The sequence below is a fragment of the Amycolatopsis sp. NPDC005961 genome (assembly GCF_040629235.1).
In the GTDB taxonomy this organism is placed as follows: Bacteria; Actinomycetota; Actinomycetes; order Mycobacteriales; family Pseudonocardiaceae; genus Amycolatopsis; species Amycolatopsis camponoti.
Genome location: NZ_JBEXVF010000032.1, coordinates 1 through 23,351 on the forward strand (window position 1 = coordinate 1; position 23,351 = coordinate 23,351).

Consider the following 23,351-nt stretch of genomic DNA (forward strand, 5'->3'; position numbering starts at 1 on the left):
CCCTTTGTTGGTTGGGGGGTGTGTGTTGTTTCGTAGTGTTTCGGTGGTTTTAGCGTCAGGGAAACGCCCGGTCCCATTCCGAACCCGGAAGCTAAGCCTGATAGCGCCGATGGTACTGCAACCGAAGGGTTGTGGGAGAGTAGGACACCGCCGAACTTACTTGAGAAAGGCCCCGGTCGAGACGTAAGTCTCCCGGGGCCTTTCTTCATGCCCGGAAACAGCCGGGCGGCTACGCGGCGGGGCGCCGCAAGAGGTACGTGTCCATGATCCAGCCGTGCCGCTCCCGGGCCTCGGCTCGCACCGTGCGGATCTGAGCCGCGAGAGCCGGCGTGAGCGGGCCGGACAGCAGGATCTCGTCCGGCGTGCCCACGTACGCGCCCCAGTAGATGTGCAGCCCCTCGGCTGTGAAGCGGTCGAACGTCGTGTGGGCGTCCAGCAGCACGAACACGTCGTCGACGTCGGACGGCCAGCCCGCTGCCAGCCGGCGGCCCGTCGTCAGCTGGACCGCCCGGCCGATCTGGTTCATCGTCGTCCGGTGGCGGGCCACCAGCGCCGAAATACTGCTGATCCCCGGGATCACCTCGTACTCGAACTCCACGTTCCCCCGCGCCAGCACCGCCTCGATCAACGCGATCGTGCTGTCGTACAGCGACGGGTCGCCCCACACCAGGAACGCGCCCGCCGAATCCGGCGAAAGCTCCGACCGCAGGAACTGCTCGTAGACCGCCGCCCGTGCCGCGTGCCAGTCCGCGACCGCCGCCCGGTAGTCGTCGGGCGTCCGGTCACGGGGCGGGTCCGCGACGAGCACCACGCGGTACGGGCGGGTGACGTACCGGTCGAGGATCTCCTGGCGCAACCGGACCAGGTCCGACTTCTCCGCACCCTTGTCGAGCACGAAGAAGACGTCGACGCGGTTGAGGCGGTCGATCGCCTGCACCGTCAGGTGCTCCGGGTCACCGGCACCGATCCCGATCGCGTAGAGCTTGCGCATGGCGCGAGTCTGACGGGGGTCACGAGTGAACCCCTACCCCCGATGGGTATAAAGGAAGGGGAACGAGAGGAGCTGCTGATGACCGAAGCGAGCTACACCGTCGAGGGCATGACCTGCGGACACTGCGCCACGTCGGTCCGCGAAGAGGTCTCCGAGCTCGCCGGCGTCCAGAGCGTGGACGTCGACGTCGAGAGCGGACGCGTCACCGTGACCAGCGACACGCCGCTAGCCGCCGACGCCGTCGCCGCGGCCGTCACCGAGGCCGGCTACCGCCTGGTGGCCTGATCGCCATGACCACCGCGCAGTCCGCAGCCAGCGTCGAGCTCGCCATCGGCGGCATGACGTGCGCGTCCTGCGCCGCCCGTGTCGAGCGCAAGCTCAACAAGGTCGACGGCGTGACGGCGACCGTCAACTACGCCACCGAAAAAGCCCAGGTCAGCTACCCGGACAACCTGACGATCGGCGACCTGACGGCCGTCGTCGCGGCCGCCGGGTACTCCGCGCGGCTCCCCGAGCCCGAAGAGCCCGACGAGACGCCCACGCTGCGCAAGCGTTTGCTCCTGTCGGCGGTGCTCACCGTCCCGCTGGTCGTGCTCGCGATGGTCCCGGCCTGGCAGTTCGACTACTGGCAGTGGGTCTCGCTGGTCCTTGCCGCCCCGGTCGTGACGTGGGGCGCGTGGCCGTTCCACCGCGCCGCCGCGCTCAACCTGCGCCACGGCACCGCCACGATGGACACGCTGATCTCGCTCGGCGTCGTCGCTTCGGCGGCCTGGTCGCTCTACGCGCTCTTCTTCGGCATGGCCGGCGAGGTCGGCATGCGCCACGGGATGACCGGCGAGAGCCTGTACCTCGAGGTCGCCGCCGCGGTCACCACGTTCATCCTGGCCGGCCGCTACTTCGAGGCCCGCGCCAAGCGCCGCGCCGGCGCCGCCCTCCGCGCGCTTATGGATCTCGGCGCGAAGGACGTCACGGTGCTTCGCGGCGGCGAAGAGCGACTGATCCCGATCCGAGATCTCCGCGAAGGCGACGTCTTCGTCGCCCGGCCCGGCGAGAAGATCGCCACCGACGGCGTGGTCACCGAAGGCGGCTCCGCGGTCGACACCAGCATGCTCACCGGGGAACCGGTGCCGGTCGAGGTCGGGCCGGGAGACGCGGTCACCGGTGCCACCGTCAACGTCGGCGGGCGGCTGTTCGTGCGCGCCACGCGCGTCGGGGAGGACACCCGGCTGGCGCAGATGGCCCGGCTCGTCGAAGCCGCGCAGAACGGCAAGGCCGAGGTCCAGCGGCTCGCCGACCGGGTGTCGGCGGTGTTCGTGCCGGCCGTCGTCTTCGCGGCGCTGGCCACGCTCGTCGTCTGGCTCGCGACCGGCGGAGTTCCCGAAGACGCGTTCACCGCGGCCGTCGCCGTGCTGATCATCGCCTGCCCGTGCGCGCTCGGCCTCGCCACGCCGACGGCGCTGCTGGTCGGCACCGGCCGCGGTGCCCAGCTGGGCATCCTCATCAAGGGTCCCGAGGTGCTCGAGAACACGCGCCGCGTCGACACCGTCGTCCTGGACAAGACCGGCACCGTCACCACCGGCCGGATGACGCTGGTCGAGGGCGACGGCGAGCCGCTCCGGCTGGCGGGCGCCGTCGAGGCCGGGTCCGAGCACCCGATCGGCCGGGCGATCGCGGACGCGGCGAGGCAGCGCTTCGGCGCGCTCCCGGCCGTCACGGAGTTCCGCAGCACCCCGGGGGTCGGCGTGAGCGGCGTGGTCGAAGGCCGCGCGGTCAGCGTCGGGCGAGCCGACGGCGCCATCGGCGTGACCTGGGACGGCGAGGTCCGGGGGCACCTGGTGGTCGCCGACACGATCAAGCCGACGTCCGCCCAGGCCGTCGCCGAGCTGCGGGAACTCGGCCTGACACCGATCCTGCTGACCGGCGACAACGCCTCCGCGGCCCGGGCGATCGCCGCCGAGGCCGGGATCGACGAGGTCGTCGCCGAGGTGCTGCCCGAGGGCAAGGTCGACGTCGTCAAGCGGCTGCAGGCCGAGGGCCGCGTGATCGCGATGGTCGGCGACGGCGTCAACGACGCGGCCGCGCTCGCCCAGGCCGACCTGGGCCTGGCCATGGGGACCGGCACCGACGCGGCCATCGAGGCGAGCGACCTGACGTTGGTGCGCGGTGACCTGCGCGTCGCCGCCGACGCGATCCGCCTGGCCCGCCGCACCCTCGCCACGATCAAGGGCAACCTGTTCTGGGCGTTCGCCTACAACGTCGCGGCGCTGCCGCTGGCGGCGCTCGGCCTGCTCAACCCGATGATCGCGGGCGCGGCGATGGCGTGCTCGTCGGCCTTCGTGGTGAGCAACAGCCTCCGGCTGCGCCGGTTTCGCTGAACCCCCGGAGGGTATAGTCGGGGGTCCGGGACGGGCGACGACGGGCACAGGTGGGCGATGACGGGTTACGGAACCGAGCGGGAGGCTTACCTCAAGCGCCTGCGCCGGATCGAGGGGCAGATCCGCGGGCTGCAGCGGATGGTCGAGCAGGACAAGTACTGCATCGACATTCTCACCCAGGTGTCGGCGGCGACGAAGGCACTGCAGTCGTTCTCGCTCGAGCTGCTCGACGAGCACCTGGCCACCTGTGTGGTCCAGGCGGCCGCGGCCGGCGGTGAAGAGGCGGACCTGAAGGTGCGCGAGGCGTCGGACGCGATCGCGCGGCTGGTGCGGTCCTAGCGCACCAGCACCGCCAGGGTGAGGCCGCCGGCGTTCGTCGTGAAGTGCACGATCACCGACGCCAGCACGCCGCGGCCCGTGTGCCGCCACCAGTGCAGGACGATCCCCGCGACGCCCGCCGCGGCCATCGCCAGCACCTGCAGCACCACCACCGGCGTCGAGCCGAACACGGCGTGCACGGCGGCGTTGCGGCCGATCGCGAGCGCCGGGAGCGCGTGCCAGAGCCCGAACAGGGCCGCGGACCAGAGGATCGGCGGCCAGCGCCACCGGTCGTCCGTCGCGCCCAGCAGGCCCGGCAGCACGCCGCGGAACGCGACCTCTTCGATCAGCACCGTCCCGAAGAGGATGCGGCCGCACGTCAGCCACAGCAGCTGCCCGAAGTCGGGGTCGCCGACGCGGCCGTCCTGGTACACCGTGCGCAGCGCCGGCACCGCCAGCGCGATCCCGAACACCACCGCGACCAGCCCGGCCCCGGCCAGGCCGACCAGCGCGGGACGGCGGAACGTACCCAGGCCGAGGTCCGGCCACGTGCACCCGGCGGCCCGGCCCAGCGCCACCAGGACCGCCGCCGCGACCAGCCCGCACACCGGGTAGGCCCAGCCGGGCAGCACGCGGTTGGCCAGCGTCGTCGACGCGGCCAGCACGACGACCGACGTGACCAGGGCGAACGTCCGCGTCAAGGGATGATGTCCAGGGAGTTCAGCTGGGGCTCGCGGGTGGTGTCGATCGGCGCGGCGAGCGGCCGGGGCCGTGCCCAGCGCGGTACTCGGGGCATCACCCGACGATCATGGGGGCTGCCTGGCCGGCGGGCAAGGGTCAGCCGACGGCGTCGGTCAGGTTGGCGGGCGGGCGCCGCTGCACGGGCACCCTCTTCGACATCGGCAGGGTGGCCTCCGGATCGAAAGGCGCGGGCCGGTCGTCGAGGGCGACGGTCGCGTCGGCCAGCAGGGACCGGCAGCCGGTGAGACTCGCCCGGAGCTTGTCGCGGACCTCGGTGAGGGCGGTGACCTGGCGCTGGGCCGCTTCGACCAGGGACGCGGCTTCGGCTTCCGCGGTCGCGCGCTGCTTCTTCGCTTGGGCTTCGGCGGTCGTGACCAGGCGGTCGGCCTTGCTTTCGGCGGTCGTCACCAGGCGGTCGGCCTTGCCTTCGGCGGTGGTGACCAGGCGTTCGGACTTGGTCTTGGCCGTCTTGATCAGCTTCGCCGCCTTGGCCTCCGCGGCCTCGACCTGCGCCTTCGCCTCGGCCTGTGCGGTGCTGACCAGGCGTTCGGCCGTGGCTTCGGCGGCCACCAGCTTGCGTTCGCCCGCCGTGACCAGCTGGTCCGCCTTCGCGCGGGCGGCCGCTTCCTCCTCGGCCAGCGTGCGCATCGCGTCGGCGCGGCGGACCGTCATCGCGCGCGTGTGATCCTCTTCCTGCTGGGCACGGCGGTGCGCGGCGGCTTCGTCGAGCTCGCGGCGGCGCTGTTCGGCCGCCCGGAGCAATTCCTCGTGCTCGACGCGCCGGCGTTCCGCCTCGGCCTCGGCTTCGGCGACCAGGCGGCGTTCCTTCTCGGTGAGCCGGACCGCCTCCCGCTCGGCTTCGCGGACCAGGCGTTCGGCGGTTTCCGTTGCCCGCGCGGTGATTTCGCCCGCTTCCTCGCGGGTGAGCTCGATCATCCGGCGGGACCGCTCCTGCAGCGCGTCCGGCTCGATCGGGGTGCGGCAGATCCGGTCGATCTTCACCCGGAGCTCACGGTTGTCCTCGGCGAGCGCGGCCACGCGCTGCCTCGCGGAGTCGCGTTCGGCGGCGAGTCTGCTGAACTCGGCTTCGGCCCACGCGACGTACTCCGCGACCTGCGCGCGGTGAAAACCGCGCCACGCCAGGTCGAATCCGGGCTGCGTGCGCTCCACGTCCTCGCCACCGCCGGGGGCCATGCCTCACCTCCGAATTGGATGGTTTCTCCTCGGCCGCACGTTTTCCTTGCGGTGCCGGGGAATTCCGCGTCCACCCCAGTGTGCCGCAAACCCGGCCCCGCGCGCTGCCCGGGCGGCTGATCATTCGTCGAGCGGTTCTCCCGGCCCGGTGGACGTGCTCCGGACGCCGGGCAGCTCGGCGAGTTCGGCGGCCAGGTCGTAGAGGTCACCGCGGCCGTCGAGGCGCAGCGTCACGACCGCGATCCGTTGCCCTTCCTCGGAAAGCGACTCGTGGTCGACGTCGACCTTGTGCACGCTCCAGCCCCGCCCGGTGCAGACGGCGAGCGCCGCGCGCAGCACGCCGTGGCCGTCGAGGTAGCTCAGCTGCACGATCGGCGGCTGACGGCGGTGGCGCGCGACGAACCGCTGCAGCGGCGGGAAGCCGCGGGTCACCACGAAGTGCGCGATCGTGGTGCCCACGGCGAGCACCGGCAGCCCGGCGCCGCACGCCGTGCCGACCGCGGCGGTGAGCCAGATCGTCGCCGCCGTCGTCAGGCCGCGGACCGCGTCGCGGCGGACGAAGATCAGGCCGCCGCCGATGAAGCCGATGCCGGACACGATCTGCGCGGCGATCCGCGAGGGGTCGAGCGAGACGTGGTCGCTGTTCAGCAGGTCGGCGAAGCCGTACTTCGACACCAGCATGAACACGGCCGAGCCGACGCCGACCAGGCCGTGCGTCCGCAGCCCGGCGGCCTTCATGCCGGCTTCGCGTTCGAGCCCGATGGCGACGCTCAGCACGAGCGCGAGCAGGACCGGCGGCAGCAGCTGCCACTGCGCCGACGTGGTCCACAAGGTGGTCAAGATCACTACCTCCCGGAGTCGTCGGTGTCGGCACGCGGGGAGAACCGCCGCGGCCGTCACCTGGGCATACTGGGCCGGAAGCCCCGATCGTGCCAGGTGAGGTGGGACGCGTGACAGCGAGTCGGCCGGCCCCGGACTTCGTGGGCTACCCGGAGGTGCGGCGCGGGGTCCGCGCCCTGCTCGGCGCGCACGCCGACGGCCACCGGCGGCGGGTGCCGGCGTGTCCGGAGTGGACCGTCGCCGACCTGCTGGGCCACCTCACCGGGATCGCCGAGCGGGTGCTCGCGCGCCACGGCGGCGTGGTGCCGGCTTCGACGGCGTCGACGGTCCCGGAGCTGCTCGACCACTGGGACGACATCGGCGAGGATCTCGACCGGCGCCTCGCGGAGGCGGGCGGCCGCAGCGGCGAGATCATGGTGATGGACGCCTAAACCCACGAGCTGGACCTGCGCGCGGCGCTGGGGGTGCCCCCGCCGGTCGAGCACGCGGCCTGGGCGCCGAGCTTCGAGGTGCTGGTCCGCGGGTTTTCGGGGTCGGTCGCGGGCCGCGGCCTGCCGGCGTTGCGCCTGCGCACGACGGGCGGCTCGCGGTGGACGGTCGGCGTGGGCCGTCCGACGGCGACGCTGACGGCTCCGGCGCACGAGCTGTACCGGGCGTTGGCGGGCCGCCGTTCGACGGCCCAGCTGGTGGCACTGGAGTGGAACGCGGCGCCGGAACCGTGGCTGGCGGCGTTCACCTGGGGCCCGTTCGCGCCCCCACCCCGGCCCGGGGTGACCCGGCCGTGGAGGGGGCGCCCACCCGGACCTCAGCCTCCCGGTGGGGTGACCGTCAGCAGTGCCGCCAAGGCCAGGACCACGACGCTCAACAGCACCTCGACCGCGACCGCCTGGCGGAGTTTCCGCAGGTCGGCCGTCACCACCGTCCCGGCCGACGTCGACGCCGAGGTCGTCAGGCTCCGCTTCACCACCTGGCGCGAACGGCTCGCCACCGCCAGCAGCAACGCGAACCCGGCCACCTTCAACAGCAGCAGGAAGCCGAACTTCGTCGTCCACAGCGTCGTCAGCGACGGCATTATGCGGATCGTCAGCACCGCGCCACTGATCGCGATCGCCGTCACCGCGCTCGCCGCGAGGCGGGAAAAGCGGGTCGCCACCGGCGCCAGGTCCTCGTCCGGGGTCGGGCGGTGCAGGCACAGGGCCAGCTGGAACAGGCCGCCTACCCAGACGGCGATCGCGCCGAAGTGCACCAGGTCCGCGCCCACCGAGAAGAACATCACCGGGTCCGTCACCGGGTGGCCGGTCGCGGAGAACGTCAGGAGCAGGACGAACCCGGTCACGATGGCGAGGTTCTCGTGACGGGCCCGCAGCCGGTCCGACAGGTCCGGTCGCAGCAGCCGCGGCACCAGCACCGCGAACGCCGCCACCGCGACGAGCCGCAGGAGGAGCAGCTTGCCGTACGCCACGCGCAAGGTGTCCGCCAGCAGGCCGGTGTCGAACACCGCCTCGAGGTTCCGGCCGGCCGCGTACGGCCCCTGGAGGACGAACGCGGCGATCGCCGTCACCGCCACCAGCCCGGCGCCGGCGGTCAGCAGGCGCCGAGCCCGGGGATCGATGCGGGCCGCCGGGCGGCAGAGCACCACGAACGCCAGCCCGCCGAACAGCACGACGCCGAGGTAGGCCAGCCAGCGGGCCACTGTCGCCGTCGCGTCCACCACCGGGTCGGTGCCGGTCGCCGCCGAGACCGCGCCCGCCGAAGTCACCAGCGGCCCGGTGCCGACCACGAACGCGAAGGTGCCGCGCACCGGGTGGGAGTCGGCCGAGACGAAGGCGTACTCGACGAGGTAGCTGCCGTCCGGCAGGTCCGGCCGCAGCCGCACGCCGACCTGCTCGGCGACGTCACCCGGCTGGAACACCGGGCCGGAGTCCACCTGGTGGCCTTCGAGGTCGACGACCTTGATCGACCCGGGCTGGACGCCGATGTTCTCCGACAGGGTGACCGACACCTGCGACGGCGCCGCGCTCAGGCGGGCGCCGTCGCCCGGGGTGGAGGAGATGACCTCGACGTGCGCCGACGCGGGGCCGGCGCTGAACACGAGCCAGCCGGCGACGAGCGCCAGCAGTGCCAGCGCCCGTCTCACGACGCGGCGAGCGCGGGCCGGCTCGGCGCGCCGCAGAAGCACCCGGTCAGTTCGCGCTCGGCGGCCGAGGCGCGCCGGTGCAGGACGACCGCGACGATCATCGGGATGGTGACGATCGTGTTGTAGAACAGGTGCAGCTCCACGCGGGGCACCAGCAGCTGGATGATGCTGGTCGGCACCTTCTGCCCGGCCAGCCGCCAGCCGCTCTGCGCCTGGATGAACAGCAGCAGGTGCTCGATGTGGTGCCAGAACTGGATGCCCAGCGCGAGGTTCCACCACTGTCGCGACCGGCCGGCGAACCCGCGTCGGAGCGCGAAGAGGAAGACCAGCATCACCAGCGCGTAGCCGTAGTGCAGCCATTCCTGCGAAATCAGCCACGGGAACGGCATGCCGAGCACGCCGCGGGCGCGCGACGTGGGCCAGCCGAACCCGTAGATCTGGACGGCTTGCACGATGTGCTCGGCCCAGTGCGCCAGCACGATGATCATGAACACGGCGAGGGCGCGGTGGTGGTGGCGGCTGTTGAGCCCGCCGAGGAACCCGCCCGACCGGGCGATTTCGGATGTCGACATGCTGACCCCAGAGTTTCGCGAATGCGGCATTTCGGTGGCCCGTCGACGATATCGGTCCGTGGTCCGCCGTCGATTACTCCAGAATGCTGATTTCGGAACGGGAATTGCGGCACCCGGCGGATTGCGCCGCCGGGCGCGGCCGCTCCCGCCCCGAGACGCCGGGTCAGTGGAGCGCGAGGCCGGTCGAGCGTTCCGGCGCCGGCGGGATGTGGAACAGCCGGGTGAACACGTCGAGGTGGGCGGGGTCGCCCTCCAGCCGGACTTTGCCGCCGTCGATGGCTTCCCGGGCCGAAAGGCTGCCGGTGAGGAGGTCGAACAACGCCGGACCCTGCGGTTCGATCACCAGGTCGGCGTCGGGCAGCGCGCCGGCGGACGCCTTGAGCGCGCCGTCGTCGACCATCGCGTGCACGATCATCTCGCCGCCGAGGTGGTGCAGCTCGTAGTTGAGGCGCACGCCCGCGGCGGCCTCCTCCTGGAAGGTCGCGTACAGCGAGATGATGGCCGTGTCCAGCGTGAACGCGTCGTCCGCCTTCGGGTAGCTCAGCGAGCGCGCACCCCAGAGGCCGAGGTCGAGCACGATCCGGTCGAGTTCGCCGCCGTACTCGGTGAGTTCGTAGACGACGCCGGCGTCCAGCTGCGACAGGACCCGGCGCCGGATGACACCCGCCTCCTCGAGCTCGTTGAGACGCGAGGTCAGGATGCTGACCGGGATCCGCGGGAGGGTGCGCTGCAGGTCGGTGAACCGCTTCGGGCTGAGCATGAGGTCGCGCACGACGAGCAGCGACCACCGCTCACCCACGATCTCGAGCGCCCGGGCGAGGCCGCAGAACTGTCCGTAGGTGCGAGCAGAAGTAGGCATACTCGGGTCCTCACTTGTCTCGGAGTGCCGGCCGCGGACCGGCCCGATTCGCGCAGGGCCGCGAGTTCGGTTACGGTGCGCCGTGCCGCACGGGCGTCGCTGTCTACGGTGACGGTTCCCCACCGCGCCCGGCCAGTGAGCCGTGCACTCCCACCCCATGCGTTTTCCATGTCCGGCCGTGCGTATCGCACGTTTTCGTCGTGCTCACGGCACTGGCCCGAGGTCACCGGGGGGGAGCAGGATTCGAATTTCCGTTCTGCCCACTCTGTTACCGACAGGAGAGCGCATGCGCAATTCAGCGGTGGACGCGAGGGTTCCGGACAACGAAGGCGATTCCGCGCCGGCCGTGGGCCCGGCTCCCGCCTTCCGGCGGCACCTGCGGGCGGAGGTCCGCGCGGGCAAGGGCGCGTACTTGTTCTCCGAGCAGGGCGTCATCGCGATGCGCGGCGCCAAGATCGAGTCGCTGGCGGCGCTGCTGGACGGCACGCACGACCTCGAGCGGCTGCTGCGCGGCCGTCCCGGTGGGATGGCGCCGGAGGAGGTCGCCGCGCTGCTGGCGCAGCTGGTCGACGCCGGGCTGGTGACGTTGCGCAGCCGGCCCGCCGAGCCCCGGGCCGGTGACGAGCGCGCGCTGGCCTACTGGGACGCCTGCGGCGTCGACGCCGACATCGTCGCCGCGCGGCAGGGCACCGTGCAGCTGATCGCGGTGGGCGACACCGCCGACGGCGTCGACCGCGGAGCGGTCGAACGGGCACTCGCCGGCGCCGGACTCGAGGTGGTGCACCCGGACGCCGGCCCGGCCGACCTGACGGTGGTGCTGTGCGCCGACTACCTCGACCCGCGGCTGGCCCGGATCGACGCGGAGCACCGGCGGGCGGGGCGGCCGTGGCTGCTGGCGCGCCCGTTCGGGGCCCAGGTCTGGATCGGGCCGGTGCTGCAGCCCGAGGGCGCTTGCTGGCACTGCCTGACGCACCGGCTGTGGGGCCACCGGCACGCGGAGGCGTGCGTCCAGGAGGAGCTCGGCCACGCGGGCCCGGCGCGCCGCCCGATCTCGACACTGCCGCCGCTCACCGCGGCCGCGGCACACCTCATCGCGCTGGAGGCGGCCAAGTGGGTGGCCGGGTACCGCCACCGCGGCCAGCAGTGCGTGTGGACGCTCGACACGCTCGACCTGCAGGGCACGCTGCACGAGCTGCGCCGCCGCCCGCAGTGCCCCCGCTGCGGCGACCCGTGGCTGGTGGCGTGGCGTTCGATGCGCCCGGTCGTGCTGCAGCCGGCCAAGAAGGCGACCACCGGGGGCGGCGGGCACCGCACGGCGACACCTGCGCAGATGCTCGAACGGCACCGGCACCTGGTCAGCCCGGTCACCGGGATCATCAAGGACATCCGGCCGGACCCGGACGCACCCTCGTTCGCCAACGTCTACCGCTCCGGCCCCAACATCGCCCGGGGCGTCACGGGGATGGCCGGGTTGCGCGCCGGGCTGCGCTGCGAGAACGGCGGCAAGGGCGTCAGCCCGCTCGACGCCGAGGTCGGCGCGCTCTGCGAGGCCGCGGAACGGTTCTCCGGCAACTTCCAGGGTGACGAACTGCGGATCCGCGGGTCCTACGACGAACTGGGCGAGGAAGCCGTCCACCCCAACGAATGCATGCTCTTCGCGGACCGGCAGTACGCCGAGCGCGCGGTCTGGAACCGCGAGCACGCGGACTTCCAGCACGTCGGCGAACCGTTCGACTGCACCGCCCGGATCGACTGGACGCCGGTGTGGTCGCAGTCCGGCCGCCGCCTGCTGCCGACTTCCTACCTGTACTACGGCACCCCACGGGAAGGGGCGGCACGCGGCGCCCTCGCCGACTCCAACGGCGCCGCGGCCGGCAGCAGCCTGGAGGACGCGATCCTGCAGGGTGCGCTCGAGCTCGTCGAGCGCGACGCCGTCGCGCTGTGGTGGTACAACCGCACGCCCGTGCCCGGCGTCGACCTCGCGTCCTTCGCCGATCCGTGGCTGGCGGAAATGACCCGGAACTACCAGGCGATCGGCCGCGAGCTGTGGGTCCTCGACGTGACCTCGGACCTGGGGATCCCGGTGGCCGCTGCGCTGTCCCGGCGGATCGACAGCCCGCACGAGGACATCATGTTCGGCTTCGGCGCGCACCTCGACCCGCGGATCGCGGTGCGCCGCGCGGTGACCGAGCTCAACCAGATGCTGCCCATCGTGCAGGTCGCCGGCCACGGCCTCGAAGACCCGGACGCACGCCGCTGGCTCGCCCACGCCACCGTCGCGAACCAGCCGTACCTGCGGCCGGCGGCGGGGCAGCGGATGCGGACCGCCGCGGACTTCCCGTTCGTCAGCCGGGCCGACGTCCGCGACGATGTCGAGGCACTGGGCCGGGTGTTCGGCCGCGACGGGCTGGAACTGCTGGTGCTCGACCAGACCCGGCCGGACGTCGGGATCCCGGTGGTCAAGGTGCTCGTGCCCGGGCTCCGGCCGTTCTGGGCCCGGTTCGCACCGGGCCGGCTCTTCGACGTCCCGGTCCGCTTGGGCCGGCTCGCCGCACCGACCCCGTACGAGCAGCTCAACCCGTTCCCGATGTTCCTGTGAGGCGCCCACGGGCGCCGGTGTTCGCTGTTCGCCAGAGGAGTTGGCTTTGCCTGCTGACCGCCCGGAAGGGAGCCCGGAGACCGTTCGGCTCTGGTCCCTCACCGAAGACACCTTGCTGGAGGCGGGCGACGACGACACGGTCGTCGCGATCACGTGGTGGGGCGAGTACGAGCTGGCGGGGATCCCCGGCCCGGTCCGCGAGTCGCTGAGCCGGATGGTGCTCGGGCCGGTGTCGATGGGCAACCTCGCGTCGTCGGTCAGCGGCGGCGCGGAAGCGTGGGCGGGCCCGCTGCGCAAGGTGCTCAACCGGCTGTCCGGCTCGGTCGTGCATTCACTGGCGCTCAACGACGGTCGCGGGCCGGTGCTTTCGGCGATCCCGGTGACCCAGTTCCCGGTTTTCCCGGCCGAACCGGTGCCCGCCGGACGGCTGATCAAGCTCTCCCGGTTCTCGGCGATGCGCCCGGACGACGGCGGCCTGCTGCTCGAGTCGCCCCGCGCCCGGTACCGGGTCGCGCTGCTGCGGCCGCCCGCCATGACCGTGGCGTCGTCACTGGCCGGTCCGGTGACGGTGGCGCAGGTCGCGGCGGCCACCGGGCTGTCCGAGCCGCTCGTCGCGGACGTCGTGGTGTTCCTGGTGGCCGCGGGCGTGGTGCTGGTGGCCGACGACTGGGCGTCGTTCGCCGAGGACACCGACGCGGAACTGGCTGTCTGGTCGCCGGAGGACCTGCTGTTCCACACCCGCAGCCGGACGTGGCAGAAGGGCCCGCCGCCGGACCGGGAGGCGCGCCGGGCGGGCACGGAACCGCCGGTGGTCAAGCAGATCACCGCCGGTCCCACCTTCCCGCTCCGCCGACCCGATCGGGCGGCGATCGAGGCGACCGATCCGCCTTTGAGCACGCTCCTCGAACACGACCACACGTGCCCGGACGTCACCGAGCGTGCGCTGTCGGTCGAACAGGTCGGGGAACTGCTCTACCGCGCGGCGCGGGTGAAGTCGGTCGGGCCGGCCTACCTGCCTGGCGGCCCGGGCCACGAGGCGTCACAGCGGCCGTACTTCAGCGTCGCCTGCCTGTACGAGCTCGAGATCTATGTCGGGATCAATCGTTGCGCAGGGCTGGCTCGGGGGATTTACCACTACGACCCGCTGTGGCACGCGCTGACGCTGATCAACGACGACATGGGCGTCCTGGACGGCATGCTCGACCTGGCGATGGTCGGCGCCGGCAGCCGCCGGCAGCCCTCGGTGCTTTTGACGATGACCGCCCGGATGTCCCGGGTTGCCTGGGTGCTCGGCAATGCCGCGTACGCGACGACCCTCGTGCACGTGGGGGCCCTCCAGCAGGTCCTCTACCTCGCGGCCAAGGCGATGGGGCTGACCGCGCACGCCGTCCCGGTCGACGCCGGCGACCGGGTGGACCGCTCCCTAAAACTGGAGTGGCCGGCGGAGGTCAGCGTCGGCGAGTGCGTGCTGGACTTCCCGGTCGCCCCCTAGTTCAGGACGTTCGCCCGCGCCGCCCGTCAACGAACCTCGGACGCGCGACACTGGGCCCTTGTCGGAGCCGAGCCGGTGCGGTGCGGGCCCTTCGTCTCATCAGACGCGAGGATGGCTCCTCCGGCCCATCCCGTCGCGGCCACCGGGTGATTTCGGTACCGGCCCCGGCCGACTGCCCCGCCCGGAACCTCCTGCCCCTGTTACCTTTGTAACCCTGGGGGTTGGGGGCTTGCCGGGAGGGGGCCGTGGTTCGGCCGGTGCGTATTCGCGGTGCAGGGTTCCGGGGACGGGACGACGGGCAGGCCTCTCCGTTCAAGCGGGAGCGGCCCGGTATCCGCGCCCTCGTACTCGGCGCCCAGGCGGCGGGCGCGGTCGGGGTGGCGCTGCTGGCGTTCCTGCCCGTGCTGGCCGCCGGCGGGTCCTGGCTCGCGCGGCTGGCCGCGCTGGCCTGCGCGGTGGCCCTGTCGGGCGGGCACCTGATCTGGTTCGCCTACGGCAGCGTTGTCCGTCCCGCGCTGGTGCTCGTCGTCCAAGCCGCGCTGGGTTTCGGGCCGATGCTGCCGTTCGGCGGCTCGTGGAGCACGGCGATCGGGTTCTTCGCCGGCGGGCTGCTGCTGGTGTACCCGCCGGCGAAGGCGGTGGCCGGCGCGCTGCCGGCGTGCGTCGTCGCCGGGGTCGTGACGGCTTGGCCCGGTCCCGCGGTGGAGACGGGCGTGGCGGCCGCGGTGACCGCCGGGGTCGCCGCGCTCACCCTGTTCGGGCTCGGCACGGCCGCGAGGCTGGTGGACGAACGGGACGACGAAGTGCGGGAGCTGAAGCGGCAGTCCGTCACCGAAGAACGCAAGCGGTTCTCCCGCGACCTTCACGATCTGCTGGGACTCAGCCTTTCGGCGATCACCCTCAAGGGTGAACTCGTCGACCGGCTGCTGGCCGACCGGCCCGCGCAGGCGAGGGAAGAGCTGGCTGAGCTGCTCGTGATGTCGCGGCGCGCGCTGGCCGATGTCCGCACGATCGCCGCAGGGTACCGCCAGCTGTCGCTCGAGGAGGAGTGCCGGGCCGCGGCCGACGTGCTGAGCGCGGCCGGGACCCGCGTGACCGTGGCCCGCTCCGGTGTCGACGACCTGCCCCCGCGGGTTGCCACCACGCTGGGGACGGCGCTGCGCGAAGGCGTCACGAACGTGGTCCGCCACAGCACCGCGAGCTGGTGCGCGTTTTCGGTGAGCGCCGAGGACGGGACGGCGTGGCTGGAGATCGTCAACGACGGGGCGGCCGGCGCGCCCGACGGCGGCGTGGACTCCGGCTCGGGACTGCGCAACCTGCGTGACCGCGTCGACGGCCTGAACGGCACGCTGACGACCGAAGCGGGGCCTGACGGTACTCACCGGCTGCTGGTGGCGATCCCGCTGGGACACCGCGCGTCGTAGCCACCCGGTGATCCGGAAGCGCTTTCTCAGCGGCGGTGGCGGATGTTCCGGGCGGGGCCGCGGATCAGAGCCACTCGGCCTCGGTGGCGATGCGGATGGCGTGGACCCGGTTGCGGGCGTTCAGCTTCGTCACGACGGAGGCCAGGTAGTTGCGGACCGTGCCGGCCGAGAGGAACAGCTCGGAGGCGATGTCGGAGACCGTGCGCCCCTTCGCGGCCAGGCCCAGGATCTCGACCTCGCGCGGGGTGAGGGGGCAGTCGTCGGTCTCCCAGGCGGCCAGGGCCAGCTCGCTGTCGATGACCCGGCGGCCGATGGCGACCGACCGCACGGCGTTCGCGAGCTTGTCCGACGGCGAGTCCTTCAGCAGGAAGCCGTTCACCTTCGCGTCCAGCGCCCGGCGCACCGTGCCCGGGCGGCCGAGGCTCGTGAGGATCAGCGTGTGGCAGGCGGGCAGGCTTTCGTGGATCTCGATCGCCGCGGACAGCCCGTCCTTGCCCGGCAGGTCGATGTCGATGATCGCGACATCGGGCTGGGCCGCCTTCGCGGCCGGGAGGATTTGGTCGCCCGAAGACACCTCGGCCACCACTTCGATGTCGGATTCGAGGTTCAGGAGGGCAACCAAGGCGCCGCGGACCATGTGCATGTCCTCCGCCAGCAATACCTTGATCACGACCGTACCTCGCACCCCAGTTCGGCGACCCCGAACGGCAATTGTACGCCATGACGTGCCGGTGCCGGTGTTTCCGCATCATCACGACCGCCGGAATACCGAATTTCCCCGGTCACCACCCGAGTTCTGCCGGACGGGCAATGCCGCCCGGCAATGCCGGTCGGTACGCCGAATGGCTGCCGTCACCCGAACCGGCGAGTCCGCCGCCCGCGGATTAACGGACGGCGGATTCGGCAGGCCCCAATTGCGCGTTCAGCTCGCCAGCGGGCGGGCGACGGCGGCCTGGCGCAGGTCCGGCAGGGCCAGCAGGACGGGCGGGTCGAAGCCGTGCCGCGGGCGCAGCCGGACGTCGGCCAGGCTCGCCGTGACGCCGTGCTGGACGGTCACCGGCCCGGTGAGCCCGGTGAACGGCCGCAGCCCGTGGTTGTCGAGCGGGGTGGTCCCGTAGGCGTGCGTCAGCACGTACCAGGAGCCCTGCGGGACGTCGGCCAGCGCGTACGGCCCCGGTGCGGGCAGGATCGCGTACCGGGCCGGCGCACCCTCGGCGATCCGGGCGGCGAAGAGCCCGACGAACACCGGGCCGACGTCGGCGGGGCAGGAGACCCGCAGCTGCCCCCGCACGGTGGCGCCGGAACCCGGTGCCTGCCGGTCGGCGATCCGCGGCGCCGCGCCGTGCAGGTGGCGGTACCCGGAAGGCGAGACGCCGACACTGCCGCTGAACCGCGCGCTGAACGTGCCGACGCTGTTGTAGCCGACCTGGTGGCTGATGTCGGCCACCGAGATCACGGTCGTGGCCAGCAGTCGCTTGGCCTCCGCCAGCCGCAGGGCCGACAGGAACCGCCCCGGTGACAGCCCGGTGACCCGCAGGAACACCCGGGTGAAGTGGAACTTGCTGAACATGGCCGCACGGGCGAGGTCGTCGATCGTGAGCCGCTCGCCCAGGTTGTCTCGCATGGTCACGATGGCGCGTGCCACGGCTTGCCGGACGATCTCATCCATGGTGGCCGTCCCCTCCGGTCGACGGTGCAGAATTGATTCCGGCTAAGACTGTAGGTCCGCGGGCGTCTACTTCTTAAGTGCTCTGCGCACCGGTGTGGATGGATTTCACCGATGGTCGACATGCGTTTTGCACATGCGGGATTCGCCGGGTGTCGAACGGGGTATTCGGGCATGTGATGAATGCACATGGTGATCTTCTGTGGCAGCGTACCGCAGTCAAGTGATCGCTCGCGGTGACGAAAAACCCGTGATTTTCCGCGTTTCGCCGGCTTACTAGCCCGTTCGGAGCCGGTCTTCAAACCGTACGGACCATTTGTAAACCACAGCTTCGCGGTGATGCGGGCACTGGTTGTAAACGGGTCTCCGGGCGACGATTTGTGGCACATGCAGCTTTCATCTTCGCCACTGGGGAGTACCAATGTTCGAGCAGGTTTCCGCGAACGTACGCGCTCTTTTTTCCGAACTGGGTGTCTCGTGCACAGGTGCCGAGTCTGCCGGGGTTCTCGTCATCGACCGGTTCGAGCACTGGAGCAATCCGGCCGGCCGCCCGGCTCGTCCGTGTGCCACCACCATCACGCGCATCGACGAGGCCTGGCTCGACGCGGCCTGACGCTCACCAGGTCATTGACCTCGGTGACTGGTCACCGCCGATGCGGTCGGTCCGGTCGTGACCGGCTCGGTGACCGCGGCGAACGGGCGGTCGCGGTGATCGGCCGGCTGCCGTCGGCAGACGGAGCGACCGATCACGGCAGGTAGTCACACGGTCGCCGGTTGATGGTTTTTAACTGCCGCTCCCACTTTCTGGTCTGCGCATTCGACGTGACAGCGCCGAATGCTGCCCGGATGGTGCAAGCGATTCGTCGCACAGAATGTAAGAATCGTCTTCTGGGGAATCGTGAGCACGGAGGCACCTGTGATCAGAGTGCTCGTTGCCGAGGACATGCACATTGTGCGCGGCGCACTGGTGGCACTGCTCCGGCTGGAACCCGACATCGAGGTCGTCGGGGAGGTCGCCTCCGGCCTCGAGATCCTGCCGGTCGCTCGCGCCGAGCAGGCCCAGGTGGCCATCATCGACATCGACCTGCCCGGCAAGGACGGCCTGACCGCGGCCGGTGAGCTGCACGAACAGCTGCCGGAGTGCCGGACCGTGATTCTCACCAGCCTGGGTCGCCCGGGGACGCTGCGGCGCGCCCTGGACGCCCGGGTCGGCGGGTTCCTCCTCAAGGACGCCCCACCCGACAAGCTCGCGAACGCCGTGCGGGGCGTGCACGCCGGCCGCCGGATGGTCGACGGAGACCTGGCGCTGGCCGCCTGGGACTCGGCCGACTGCCCGCTGACCTGCCGGGAACTCGACGTGCTGCGCACCACGGCACAGGGGTACGGGACGGTGGAGGTCGCCGCGCAGCTCTACTTGTCCGCGGGAACGGTCCGGAACTACCTCACGACCGTCGTCGCGAAGCTCAACGCACGCAACCGGGTGGACGCCATCCGCATCGCGGAGGAGGCCGGCTGGCTGTGACGGCGAAAGGTCCGGACCACGGTGTCGGTCCGGACTTCGCCGTCAGACCGGTACGGCCGCGCGCAGCCGGAACCGGCCGTCCGGCTCCACCCCCGCGGTGAGCTCGCCGCCGAGGTCGGCGACCCGGTGCGAGAGGTTCCCGATGCCGGTGCCGGGCGAAGTGTCGCGGGGTACCGCACGGTGGACTGCCGGTTGCCGGCCGGGCGGCTCCGCCACCGGTGCCCCCGGGCCCTCACGCTCCACGCCGTCGTTCACGATGTCGAGGCTGACGCCCCCGTCCGTGCGGCGCAGAGCGATCTCGCAGCTTTCGACGTTGCTGTGCCTGAGCACGTTCGTGACCCCCTCGCGCAGCACGACGGCCAAAACCGTCCGCACCGGCGACGGCAGCTCGTCGTCGAGCATTTCCATCCGTACGCGGACGTCGGCCGCCGTCAGCACGGACCGGGCCGTCCGGTACTCGCTGTCCAGCGACAGTTCGCGGTAGCCGCTGGCCACGGAGCGGACGTCCGACAGCGCCTGGTGCGTCAGCCCCAGCACTTCACGCAGCTCTTCCGCCGCGCGGTTCCGGTCGACCGGCAGCATCCGGGCGGTCAGCTCGCTCTTGAGGGCGATCGCCGACAGGCTCATCCCGAGCAGGTCGTGCAGGTCGCGGGCGAAGCGCAGGCGCTCCTCGGCGACCGCCATCTCGGCCAGCCGCCGCCGGGCGCTGTCCAGCTCCGCGACCAGCCGGACCAGCCAGAGCAGGCTGAACACGATCAGGCTGGCTATCACCGTGCCGGTGGTGTAGAAGATCGCGCTCTCGAGGCCGAGCTCACCCACGTGCTGCATCCAGGCGTAGAAGGCGACGTTCAACGCGAAGAACGGCCAGCCCGCCGCCGGTGGCATGACCAGCAGCGCGCTGCCGATCAGGAGGGCGGGCATGGAGACCCAGTGGTCTTGCAACGCCAGCAGCGGCAGGTAGATCAGGCACGCCTGGACGAACAGCATGCCGTAGCTCTGCGCCGAGCGCAGCCGGGTGGTGGGCCGGTCGAAGTAGGAGAACTGCAGGACCAGCAGACCCACGACCGCCCCGGCGTTCAGGGCGATTTCCCAGGCCACCGTGGTGATCAGCATCGCGTGGACGACCGCGACGAGGCCCATCAGGCCGAACACCGCGGGCAGCAGCCTGGCGGCCCACTTGGACTCGGCCTGTGACTGGCGGCCGACGTCGTCGACCGCGGTCTCCGGTGTGGTGACCACCGGCAATTCGACGTGCAGCCGGAACCGGCCGTCCGCGGCAGTGCCGATGTTCACCCGGCCACCGAGTGCCTCCACCTCGTCGGGCAGCCGGGTCAGCAGCTTCCCGGATTCCGGTAGCAGGTCGCCGGCCGTCACGCCGTCGTTGACGATGTCGAGGGACACCGTGCCATCGTGCTGGCGGACGTCGATCTCGCAGTGTTCGACGTCGCTGTACCGGAGGACGTTCGTGACGCCTTCGCGCAGCACCTTGGCCAGCAGCGTCCGGGCCTGGACCGGCAGGTCGGACTGGTCCAGGTGGACCTTGACGGCGATGTCCGAGGCCGCGAGCAGGGACTCGGCGGTTCGCGACTCCCGGGCCAGGGAAAGCTCGCGGTACCCGTGAGACACCGCACGGACGTCGGTGAGCGTGCGCTGCGCCGTCGCGGTGATCTCGGCGAGTTCGGCCTTGGTGCCTTCGTCCGACCTCCGCAGGAGCCGGGACGCGAGCTCGCCCTTGAGCGCGATCTCGGACAGGCTGATGCCGAGCAGGTCGTGCAGATCCCGGGCGAAGGCCAGCCGTTGCTCGGCGACCGCGTGCCGGGCGAGCTCGGTGCGGGCCCGGTGCAGTTCGCTGACCATCCGGACCAGACGGGCGAGGAGATAGAAGACCAGGCCGTACAAGACCGTCGCGAGGGCCGTGTAGACGGTGGTCAGAAAGGTGTCGTACAGGCTGTAGAGCCAGGTGGCGGTGACGGTGACGAGCGCGAACAACGGCCAGGCCAGCAAGGGGCGCAGCGTCAGCAGCCCACTGGCGGCGACGAAGGTCGGCATCGCCAGCCACGGCGCACCGAAGGTCAGGACGGGGACGTAGGCCAGCAGCGCCAGGACGACCAGCAGCACCCGGCTCGTCGTCGAGTGCAGCCGGGTGGTGGCCCGGCTGAAGTGGAGCAGCTGGATCGCCAGGATGGCGGTCGCCGCCGCGATGCCGTAGGCGCCGGTGACCAGGCCGACCGGCGTCGCCAGGATCGCGCTGTACGCGCCGGTCACGCAGAAACCCGCGATGACCACGGTGATGACGGCGCCGGCCAGCCGGGAAGCCAGCCGCGGGCGTCGGTCGATCCCGGTGGTACCGCGGGGTTCCGCGGTGGCGGACAGCTCCGCGGCAGGCTCTAGCGTGGCGACCGGAGACATCAGTGTCGACCCCCTGGCGTCTCGACGGTAACCGGGCGCCCCAGGTGGCCCGGCCGACGTGCGTGCGTGGCGATCCTAACTCACAACGGGTACGGCGCCGTGGGCCGAAAAGAGGCCACACCGGCGCATGACCGGGCAGAACCGGCGCCGGGGACGGCGAAGAACGCGGAATCAGCAGTGGCCGGTGTCCGTTCGGAGGCGGTCGGGGACGCCGAGCAGGAGCAGGAAGTCCAGCCGGGTCAACGCGACCGATCCGGTGTGCACCACGAAGCCGGGCTGTTGCCGGAAGAAGCTGAGTCCCGTCTCGGTGAGCTCCCAGGCATCCTCGCCCGCCGTGCCGGGCAGCCGCCGGGACGCCGGGAAGTCTTCGGCGAACGCGCTGCCGCCGGCCGAATACGTCGGCAGGCCGCGGCCGAAGTGCCTGCGATACCGCTCGAGTTTGGCGTACGGCGCACGGGAGACGAGCACCAGGCGCAGGTCCGGGTCGTGCAACGCGGCGGCGACGTCGGCGACCGGCGCGACGTCGTCGGGGCCGCTGTGGTCGGGCATGGCGTGGTGCACCGCCAGCCGCGGCTTGCCGTCGAAGAGGTCGCTCAGCGAAACCCGCCCTCGCGGGCCTTCGAACGAGTACGTGCACCCGGCGACGACACGGGGGTGTCCGAGTTCCGGCACGGTCAGCTCCATCAGACGGGCCTCCCTGGCTGTGGTTCCCCTGCGGATTGTGGGCCGCATCCGGGGGGCGGGCCCAGCATCCGGCCCGGGTACCGCAAGCTGGGAGACGCGCGGGGCCGCCGTGCCGGGTCGCGCCGCCGACCCTAGGCTCTGCCCATGGCACGCTATTTCGACCTGCACCCGGACAATCCCCAGAAGCGGGCGCTCCGCCAGGTCGTCGAGATCCTGCGGGGCGACGGGCTGATCGCCTACCCGACCGACTCGTGCTTCGCACTCGGGTGCCGGCCGGGCAACCGCGACGGGCTCGACCGCATCCGGTCCATCCGCAAGCTGGACCACCGCCACCACTTCACGCTGGTGTGCCAGGACTTCGCCCAGCTGGGCCAGTTCGTGATCATCGACAACGCGGTGTTCCGCGCGATCAAGGCGGCGACGCCCGGCAGCTACACGTTCATCCTGCCGGCCACCAAGGAGGTGCCGCGGCGGCTGATGCACGAGAAGAAGAAGACCGTCGGCGTGCGCATCCCCGACCACCGCGTCACCCAGGCGCTGCTGGCCGAACTCGGCGAGCCGCTGCTGTCGAGCACGCTGCTGCTGCCCGGCGAGGGCGAGCCGATGACGCAGGGCTGGGAAATCAAGGAAGAGCTGGACAACCAGCTGGAAGCGGTGCTCGACTCCGGAGACTGCGGTGTCGAGCCGACGACAGTCGTCGACTTCTCCTCCGGGGAAGCGGAGATCCTGCGTGTCGGCGCGGGCGATCCCGCGCCGTTCGAGTAGGCGCTCAGCGTTCCAGCAGTTCCAGCCATTCGGCGGTGTGCCCGCCGGCGAACACCAGCGAGAGGTCTTCGGCGAAGCGGCGGCCCGTCACCAGCAGGCAGAAGTCCTCGGCCGGCCCGGTGACGCGATCGCGGGCGTCCGCCGGCCCGAAGTGCCAGAGCTCGCCCGACGGGGCGTGCAGCTCGAACCGGAACGGCCCGGGTGCGATCTCCTGGTGCCGGTGGTAGACGCGGTCGCGCGTCCGGACGCCGTAGTAGGCGACGTGCCCGATGGCGTCGTCGCGCCGCAGGCGGATCCTGACCGCGTCGGCGATGTCCTGGCCGCAGGCGAACAGCTCGGTCAGCACGGCCGCGGCGAGCACCGACGGGCGCAGCGGGCCGTCGCTCCACGGCAGCTCCGGTTCCGCCGGGGCCCCGGCGAGCAGCGCGGTGGCCTTCCGCTGCTCGATCAGCCAGCCCAGGACGGCCTCGTCGAGCGAGTCGTAGGAGATCTGCGGGGTGACCCCGAACGCGGCCGGGTTCTCGACGCTGAGCCGGACCAGCCGCGCGGTCGAGGTCAGCCGGGCGAAGTACCCGGTGAGATCCGGGCCGGGGCCGTACCCGTGCCGCTCGGCCAGCTCGGCCAGCGCCTCGGTTTCGGTCGTCAGATCCGTGAACACGTCGGCCATCGGAGCCTCCTGGTCCGGGCAGCCCGGACTGCCCGCATCCAGGCTGGCAGGCGGCCGCGTCGCGGCTCCACTCCGCGCTTGCGGCGTGGTCGGCTA

23 protein-coding genes and 1 rRNA gene are annotated in these 23,351 nt (G+C 71.8%); 11 read left to right on the top strand and 13 right to left on the bottom strand.

Translation table 11 applies throughout. The annotated features are described in order from the left end of the window. Positions 1-39 precede the first annotated feature (39 nt). Positions 40-156 (top strand): 5S ribosomal RNA (rrf, locus tag ABZ342_RS26310). Between the two features lie 73 nt (positions 157-229). On the opposite strand, the gene cobF is transcribed toward rrf, so the two are convergent. Then, positions 230-991: a precorrin-6A synthase (deacetylating) gene (cobF, locus tag ABZ342_RS26315; protein WP_360478031.1), complete on the bottom strand. Its 762-nt coding sequence runs from the start codon at positions 989-991 to the stop codon at positions 230-232. Positions 992-1,069: 78 nt separating this feature from the next. Here cobF and ABZ342_RS26320 point away from each other — a divergent pair, with 78 nt between their 5' ends. From ABZ342_RS26320 to ABZ342_RS26330, 3 genes are read left to right on the top strand one after another with little or no spacing between them, the layout of a single operon-like run. Beyond that, positions 1,070-1,276, top strand: coding sequence for a heavy-metal-associated domain-containing protein (locus tag ABZ342_RS26320; RefSeq protein WP_360478034.1), 207 nt, complete (start codon positions 1,070-1,072; stop codon positions 1,274-1,276). Between the two features lie 5 nt (positions 1,277-1,281). Beyond that, entirely contained in the window at positions 1,282-3,366 is a 2,085-nt protein-coding gene (locus tag ABZ342_RS26325; RefSeq protein ID WP_360478037.1) for a heavy metal translocating P-type ATPase, read from the top strand. 57 nt (positions 3,367-3,423) lie between these two features. Continuing rightward, positions 3,424-3,705, top strand: a complete 282-nt coding sequence (locus ABZ342_RS26330; RefSeq protein ID WP_086678475.1) for a metal-sensitive transcriptional regulator — start codon at positions 3,424-3,426, stop codon at positions 3,703-3,705. On the opposite strand, the gene ABZ342_RS26335 is transcribed toward ABZ342_RS26330, so the two are convergent. From ABZ342_RS26335 to ABZ342_RS26345, 3 genes are all read right to left on the bottom strand, one after another. Beyond that, positions 3,702-4,385, bottom strand: a complete 684-nt coding sequence (locus tag ABZ342_RS26335; protein ID WP_360478041.1) for a CPBP family intramembrane glutamic endopeptidase — start codon at positions 4,383-4,385, stop codon at positions 3,702-3,704. The genes ABZ342_RS26330 and ABZ342_RS26335 overlap by 4 nt on opposite strands. Positions 4,386-4,521: 136 nt before the next feature. Further along, positions 4,522-5,619 carry a M protein gene (locus tag ABZ342_RS26340; protein WP_360478044.1) on the bottom strand — a complete coding sequence of 366 codons (1,098 nt, stop codon included), beginning with the start codon at positions 5,617-5,619 and terminating at the stop codon, positions 4,522-4,524. 120 nt (positions 5,620-5,739) lie between these two features. After that, positions 5,740-6,459 (bottom strand): MgtC/SapB family protein, encoded by a 720-nt coding sequence (locus ABZ342_RS26345; RefSeq protein ID WP_360478047.1) that lies wholly within the window; start codon positions 6,457-6,459, stop codon positions 5,740-5,742. A gap of 110 nt (positions 6,460-6,569) precedes the next feature. Here ABZ342_RS26345 and ABZ342_RS26350 point away from each other — a divergent pair, with 110 nt between their 5' ends. Further along, the gene (locus ABZ342_RS26350; protein WP_360478050.1) at positions 6,570-6,890 is read left to right on the top strand and encodes a maleylpyruvate isomerase N-terminal domain-containing protein; all 321 of its coding nucleotides are present in this window, start codon (positions 6,570-6,572) and stop codon (positions 6,888-6,890) included. Here the strand turns inward: ABZ342_RS26350 and ABZ342_RS26355 are convergent. From ABZ342_RS26355 to ABZ342_RS26370, 4 genes are all read right to left on the bottom strand, one after another. Next, positions 6,887-7,195, bottom strand: a complete 309-nt coding sequence (locus ABZ342_RS26355; RefSeq protein ID WP_360478053.1) for a hypothetical protein — start codon at positions 7,193-7,195, stop codon at positions 6,887-6,889. The genes ABZ342_RS26350 and ABZ342_RS26355 overlap by 4 nt on opposite strands. A 69-nt stretch (positions 7,196-7,264) precedes the next feature. Further along, positions 7,265-8,596 carry a copper resistance protein CopC gene (locus ABZ342_RS26360; protein ID WP_360478056.1) on the bottom strand — a complete coding sequence of 444 codons (1,332 nt, stop codon included), beginning with the start codon at positions 8,594-8,596 and terminating at the stop codon, positions 7,265-7,267. Then, positions 8,593-9,168, bottom strand: coding sequence for a hypothetical protein (locus ABZ342_RS26365; RefSeq protein WP_360478059.1), 576 nt, complete (start codon positions 9,166-9,168; stop codon positions 8,593-8,595). Before ABZ342_RS26365 ends, ABZ342_RS26360 begins: the two co-directional genes overlap by 4 nt. A gap of 163 nt (positions 9,169-9,331) precedes the next feature. Further along, positions 9,332-10,027 carry a winged helix-turn-helix transcriptional regulator gene (locus ABZ342_RS26370; RefSeq protein ID WP_360478062.1) on the bottom strand — a complete coding sequence of 232 codons (696 nt, stop codon included), beginning with the start codon at positions 10,025-10,027 and terminating at the stop codon, positions 9,332-9,334. Positions 10,028-10,313: 286 nt separating this feature from the next. On the opposite strand from ABZ342_RS26370, the gene ABZ342_RS26375 reads away from it, so the two are divergent. The 3 genes from ABZ342_RS26375 to ABZ342_RS26385 all read left to right on the top strand — a co-directional run bounded on the left by ABZ342_RS26375 (position 10,314) and on the right by ABZ342_RS26385 (position 15,542). Beyond that, positions 10,314-12,626 carry a TOMM precursor leader peptide-binding protein gene (locus ABZ342_RS26375; protein ID WP_360478065.1) on the top strand — a complete coding sequence of 771 codons (2,313 nt, stop codon included), beginning with the start codon at positions 10,314-10,316 and terminating at the stop codon, positions 12,624-12,626. A gap of 46 nt (positions 12,627-12,672) precedes the next feature. Next, entirely contained in the window at positions 12,673-14,118 is a 1,446-nt protein-coding gene (locus tag ABZ342_RS26380; protein ID WP_360478068.1) for a SagB/ThcOx family dehydrogenase, read from the top strand. A 257-nt stretch (positions 14,119-14,375) separates the two neighbouring features. Further along, positions 14,376-15,542 (top strand): histidine kinase, encoded by a 1,167-nt coding sequence (locus tag ABZ342_RS26385; protein WP_360478071.1) that lies wholly within the window; start codon positions 14,376-14,378, stop codon positions 15,540-15,542. Between the two features lie 64 nt (positions 15,543-15,606). Here the strand turns inward: ABZ342_RS26385 and ABZ342_RS26390 are convergent, their stop codons facing one another. Together ABZ342_RS26390 and ABZ342_RS26395 are read right to left on the bottom strand one after the other, a co-directional pair. Further along, the gene (locus ABZ342_RS26390) at positions 15,607-16,212 is read right to left on the bottom strand and encodes a response regulator transcription factor (protein ID WP_360478074.1); all 606 of its coding nucleotides are present in this window, start codon (positions 16,210-16,212) and stop codon (positions 15,607-15,609) included. Between the two features lie 252 nt (positions 16,213-16,464). After that, entirely contained in the window at positions 16,465-17,211 is a 747-nt protein-coding gene (locus ABZ342_RS26395; RefSeq protein WP_360478077.1) for an AraC family transcriptional regulator, read from the bottom strand. 418 nt (positions 17,212-17,629) lie between these two features. Here ABZ342_RS26395 and ABZ342_RS26400 point away from each other — a divergent pair, with 418 nt between their 5' ends. Next, on the top strand, positions 17,630-17,821 hold the full coding sequence (locus ABZ342_RS26400; RefSeq protein WP_360478081.1) for a hypothetical protein: 192 nt from the start codon (positions 17,630-17,632) through the stop codon (positions 17,819-17,821). 303 nt (positions 17,822-18,124) lie between these two features. Then, a complete protein-coding gene (locus ABZ342_RS26405; protein WP_360478084.1) occupies positions 18,125-18,730 on the top strand; it encodes a response regulator transcription factor in 606 nt (201 codons plus the stop codon). Positions 18,731-18,772: 42 nt separating this feature from the next. Here ABZ342_RS26405 and ABZ342_RS26410 read toward each other — a convergent pair whose 3' ends face one another. Next, positions 18,773-21,139 carry a histidine kinase gene (locus ABZ342_RS26410; RefSeq protein WP_360478087.1) on the bottom strand — a complete coding sequence of 789 codons (2,367 nt, stop codon included), beginning with the start codon at positions 21,137-21,139 and terminating at the stop codon, positions 18,773-18,775. Positions 21,140-21,310: 171 nt separating this feature from the next. After that, positions 21,311-21,823: a DUF899 family protein gene (locus ABZ342_RS26415; RefSeq protein WP_360478090.1), complete on the bottom strand. Its 513-nt coding sequence runs from the start codon at positions 21,821-21,823 to the stop codon at positions 21,311-21,313. 144 nt (positions 21,824-21,967) lie between these two features. Between ABZ342_RS26415 and ABZ342_RS26420 the strand changes: the two genes are divergently transcribed. Further along, the gene (locus tag ABZ342_RS26420; RefSeq protein ID WP_360478093.1) at positions 21,968-22,588 is read left to right on the top strand and encodes an L-threonylcarbamoyladenylate synthase; all 621 of its coding nucleotides are present in this window, start codon (positions 21,968-21,970) and stop codon (positions 22,586-22,588) included. Positions 22,589-22,592: 4 nt separating this feature from the next. On the opposite strand, the gene ABZ342_RS26425 is transcribed toward ABZ342_RS26420, so the two are convergent. Further along, positions 22,593-23,255, bottom strand: coding sequence for a maleylpyruvate isomerase family mycothiol-dependent enzyme (locus ABZ342_RS26425; protein ID WP_360478096.1), 663 nt, complete (start codon positions 23,253-23,255; stop codon positions 22,593-22,595). Positions 23,256-23,351: the final 96 nt, after the last annotated feature.

Bases quoted from the DNA above. Each gene is read 5' to 3' on its own strand.
- cobF (WP_360478031.1), bottom strand. From the start codon at position 991: ATGCGCAAGCTCTACGCGATCGGGATCGGTGCCGGTGACCCGGAGCAC.
- ABZ342_RS26320 (WP_360478034.1), top strand. From the start codon at position 1,070: ATGACCGAAGCGAGCTACACCGTCGAGGGCATGACCTGCGGACACTGC.
- ABZ342_RS26325 (WP_360478037.1), top strand. From the start codon at position 1,282: ATGACCACCGCGCAGTCCGCAGCCAGCGTCGAGCTCGCCATCGGCGGC.
- ABZ342_RS26330 (WP_086678475.1), top strand. From the start codon at position 3,424: ATGACGGGTTACGGAACCGAGCGGGAGGCTTACCTCAAGCGCCTGCGC.
- ABZ342_RS26340 (WP_360478044.1), bottom strand. From the start codon at position 5,619: ATGGCCCCCGGCGGTGGCGAGGACGTGGAGCGCACGCAGCCCGGATTC.
- ABZ342_RS26365 (WP_360478059.1), bottom strand. From the start codon at position 9,168: ATGTCGACATCCGAAATCGCCCGGTCGGGCGGGTTCCTCGGCGGGCTC.
- ABZ342_RS26370 (WP_360478062.1), bottom strand. From the start codon at position 10,027: ATGCCTACTTCTGCTCGCACCTACGGACAGTTCTGCGGCCTCGCCCGG.
- ABZ342_RS26375 (WP_360478065.1), top strand. From the start codon at position 10,314: ATGCGCAATTCAGCGGTGGACGCGAGGGTTCCGGACAACGAAGGCGAT.
- ABZ342_RS26395 (WP_360478077.1), bottom strand. From the start codon at position 17,211: ATGGATGAGATCGTCCGGCAAGCCGTGGCACGCGCCATCGTGACCATG.
- ABZ342_RS26400 (WP_360478081.1), top strand. From the start codon at position 17,630: ATGTTCGAGCAGGTTTCCGCGAACGTACGCGCTCTTTTTTCCGAACTG.
- ABZ342_RS26410 (WP_360478087.1), bottom strand. From the start codon at position 21,139: ATGTCTCCGGTCGCCACGCTAGAGCCTGCCGCGGAGCTGTCCGCCACC.
- ABZ342_RS26415 (WP_360478090.1), bottom strand. From the start codon at position 21,823: ATGGAGCTGACCGTGCCGGAACTCGGACACCCCCGTGTCGTCGCCGGG.
- ABZ342_RS26420 (WP_360478093.1), top strand. From the start codon at position 21,968: ATGGCACGCTATTTCGACCTGCACCCGGACAATCCCCAGAAGCGGGCG.
- ABZ342_RS26425 (WP_360478096.1), bottom strand. From the start codon at position 23,255: ATGGCCGACGTGTTCACGGATCTGACGACCGAAACCGAGGCGCTGGCC.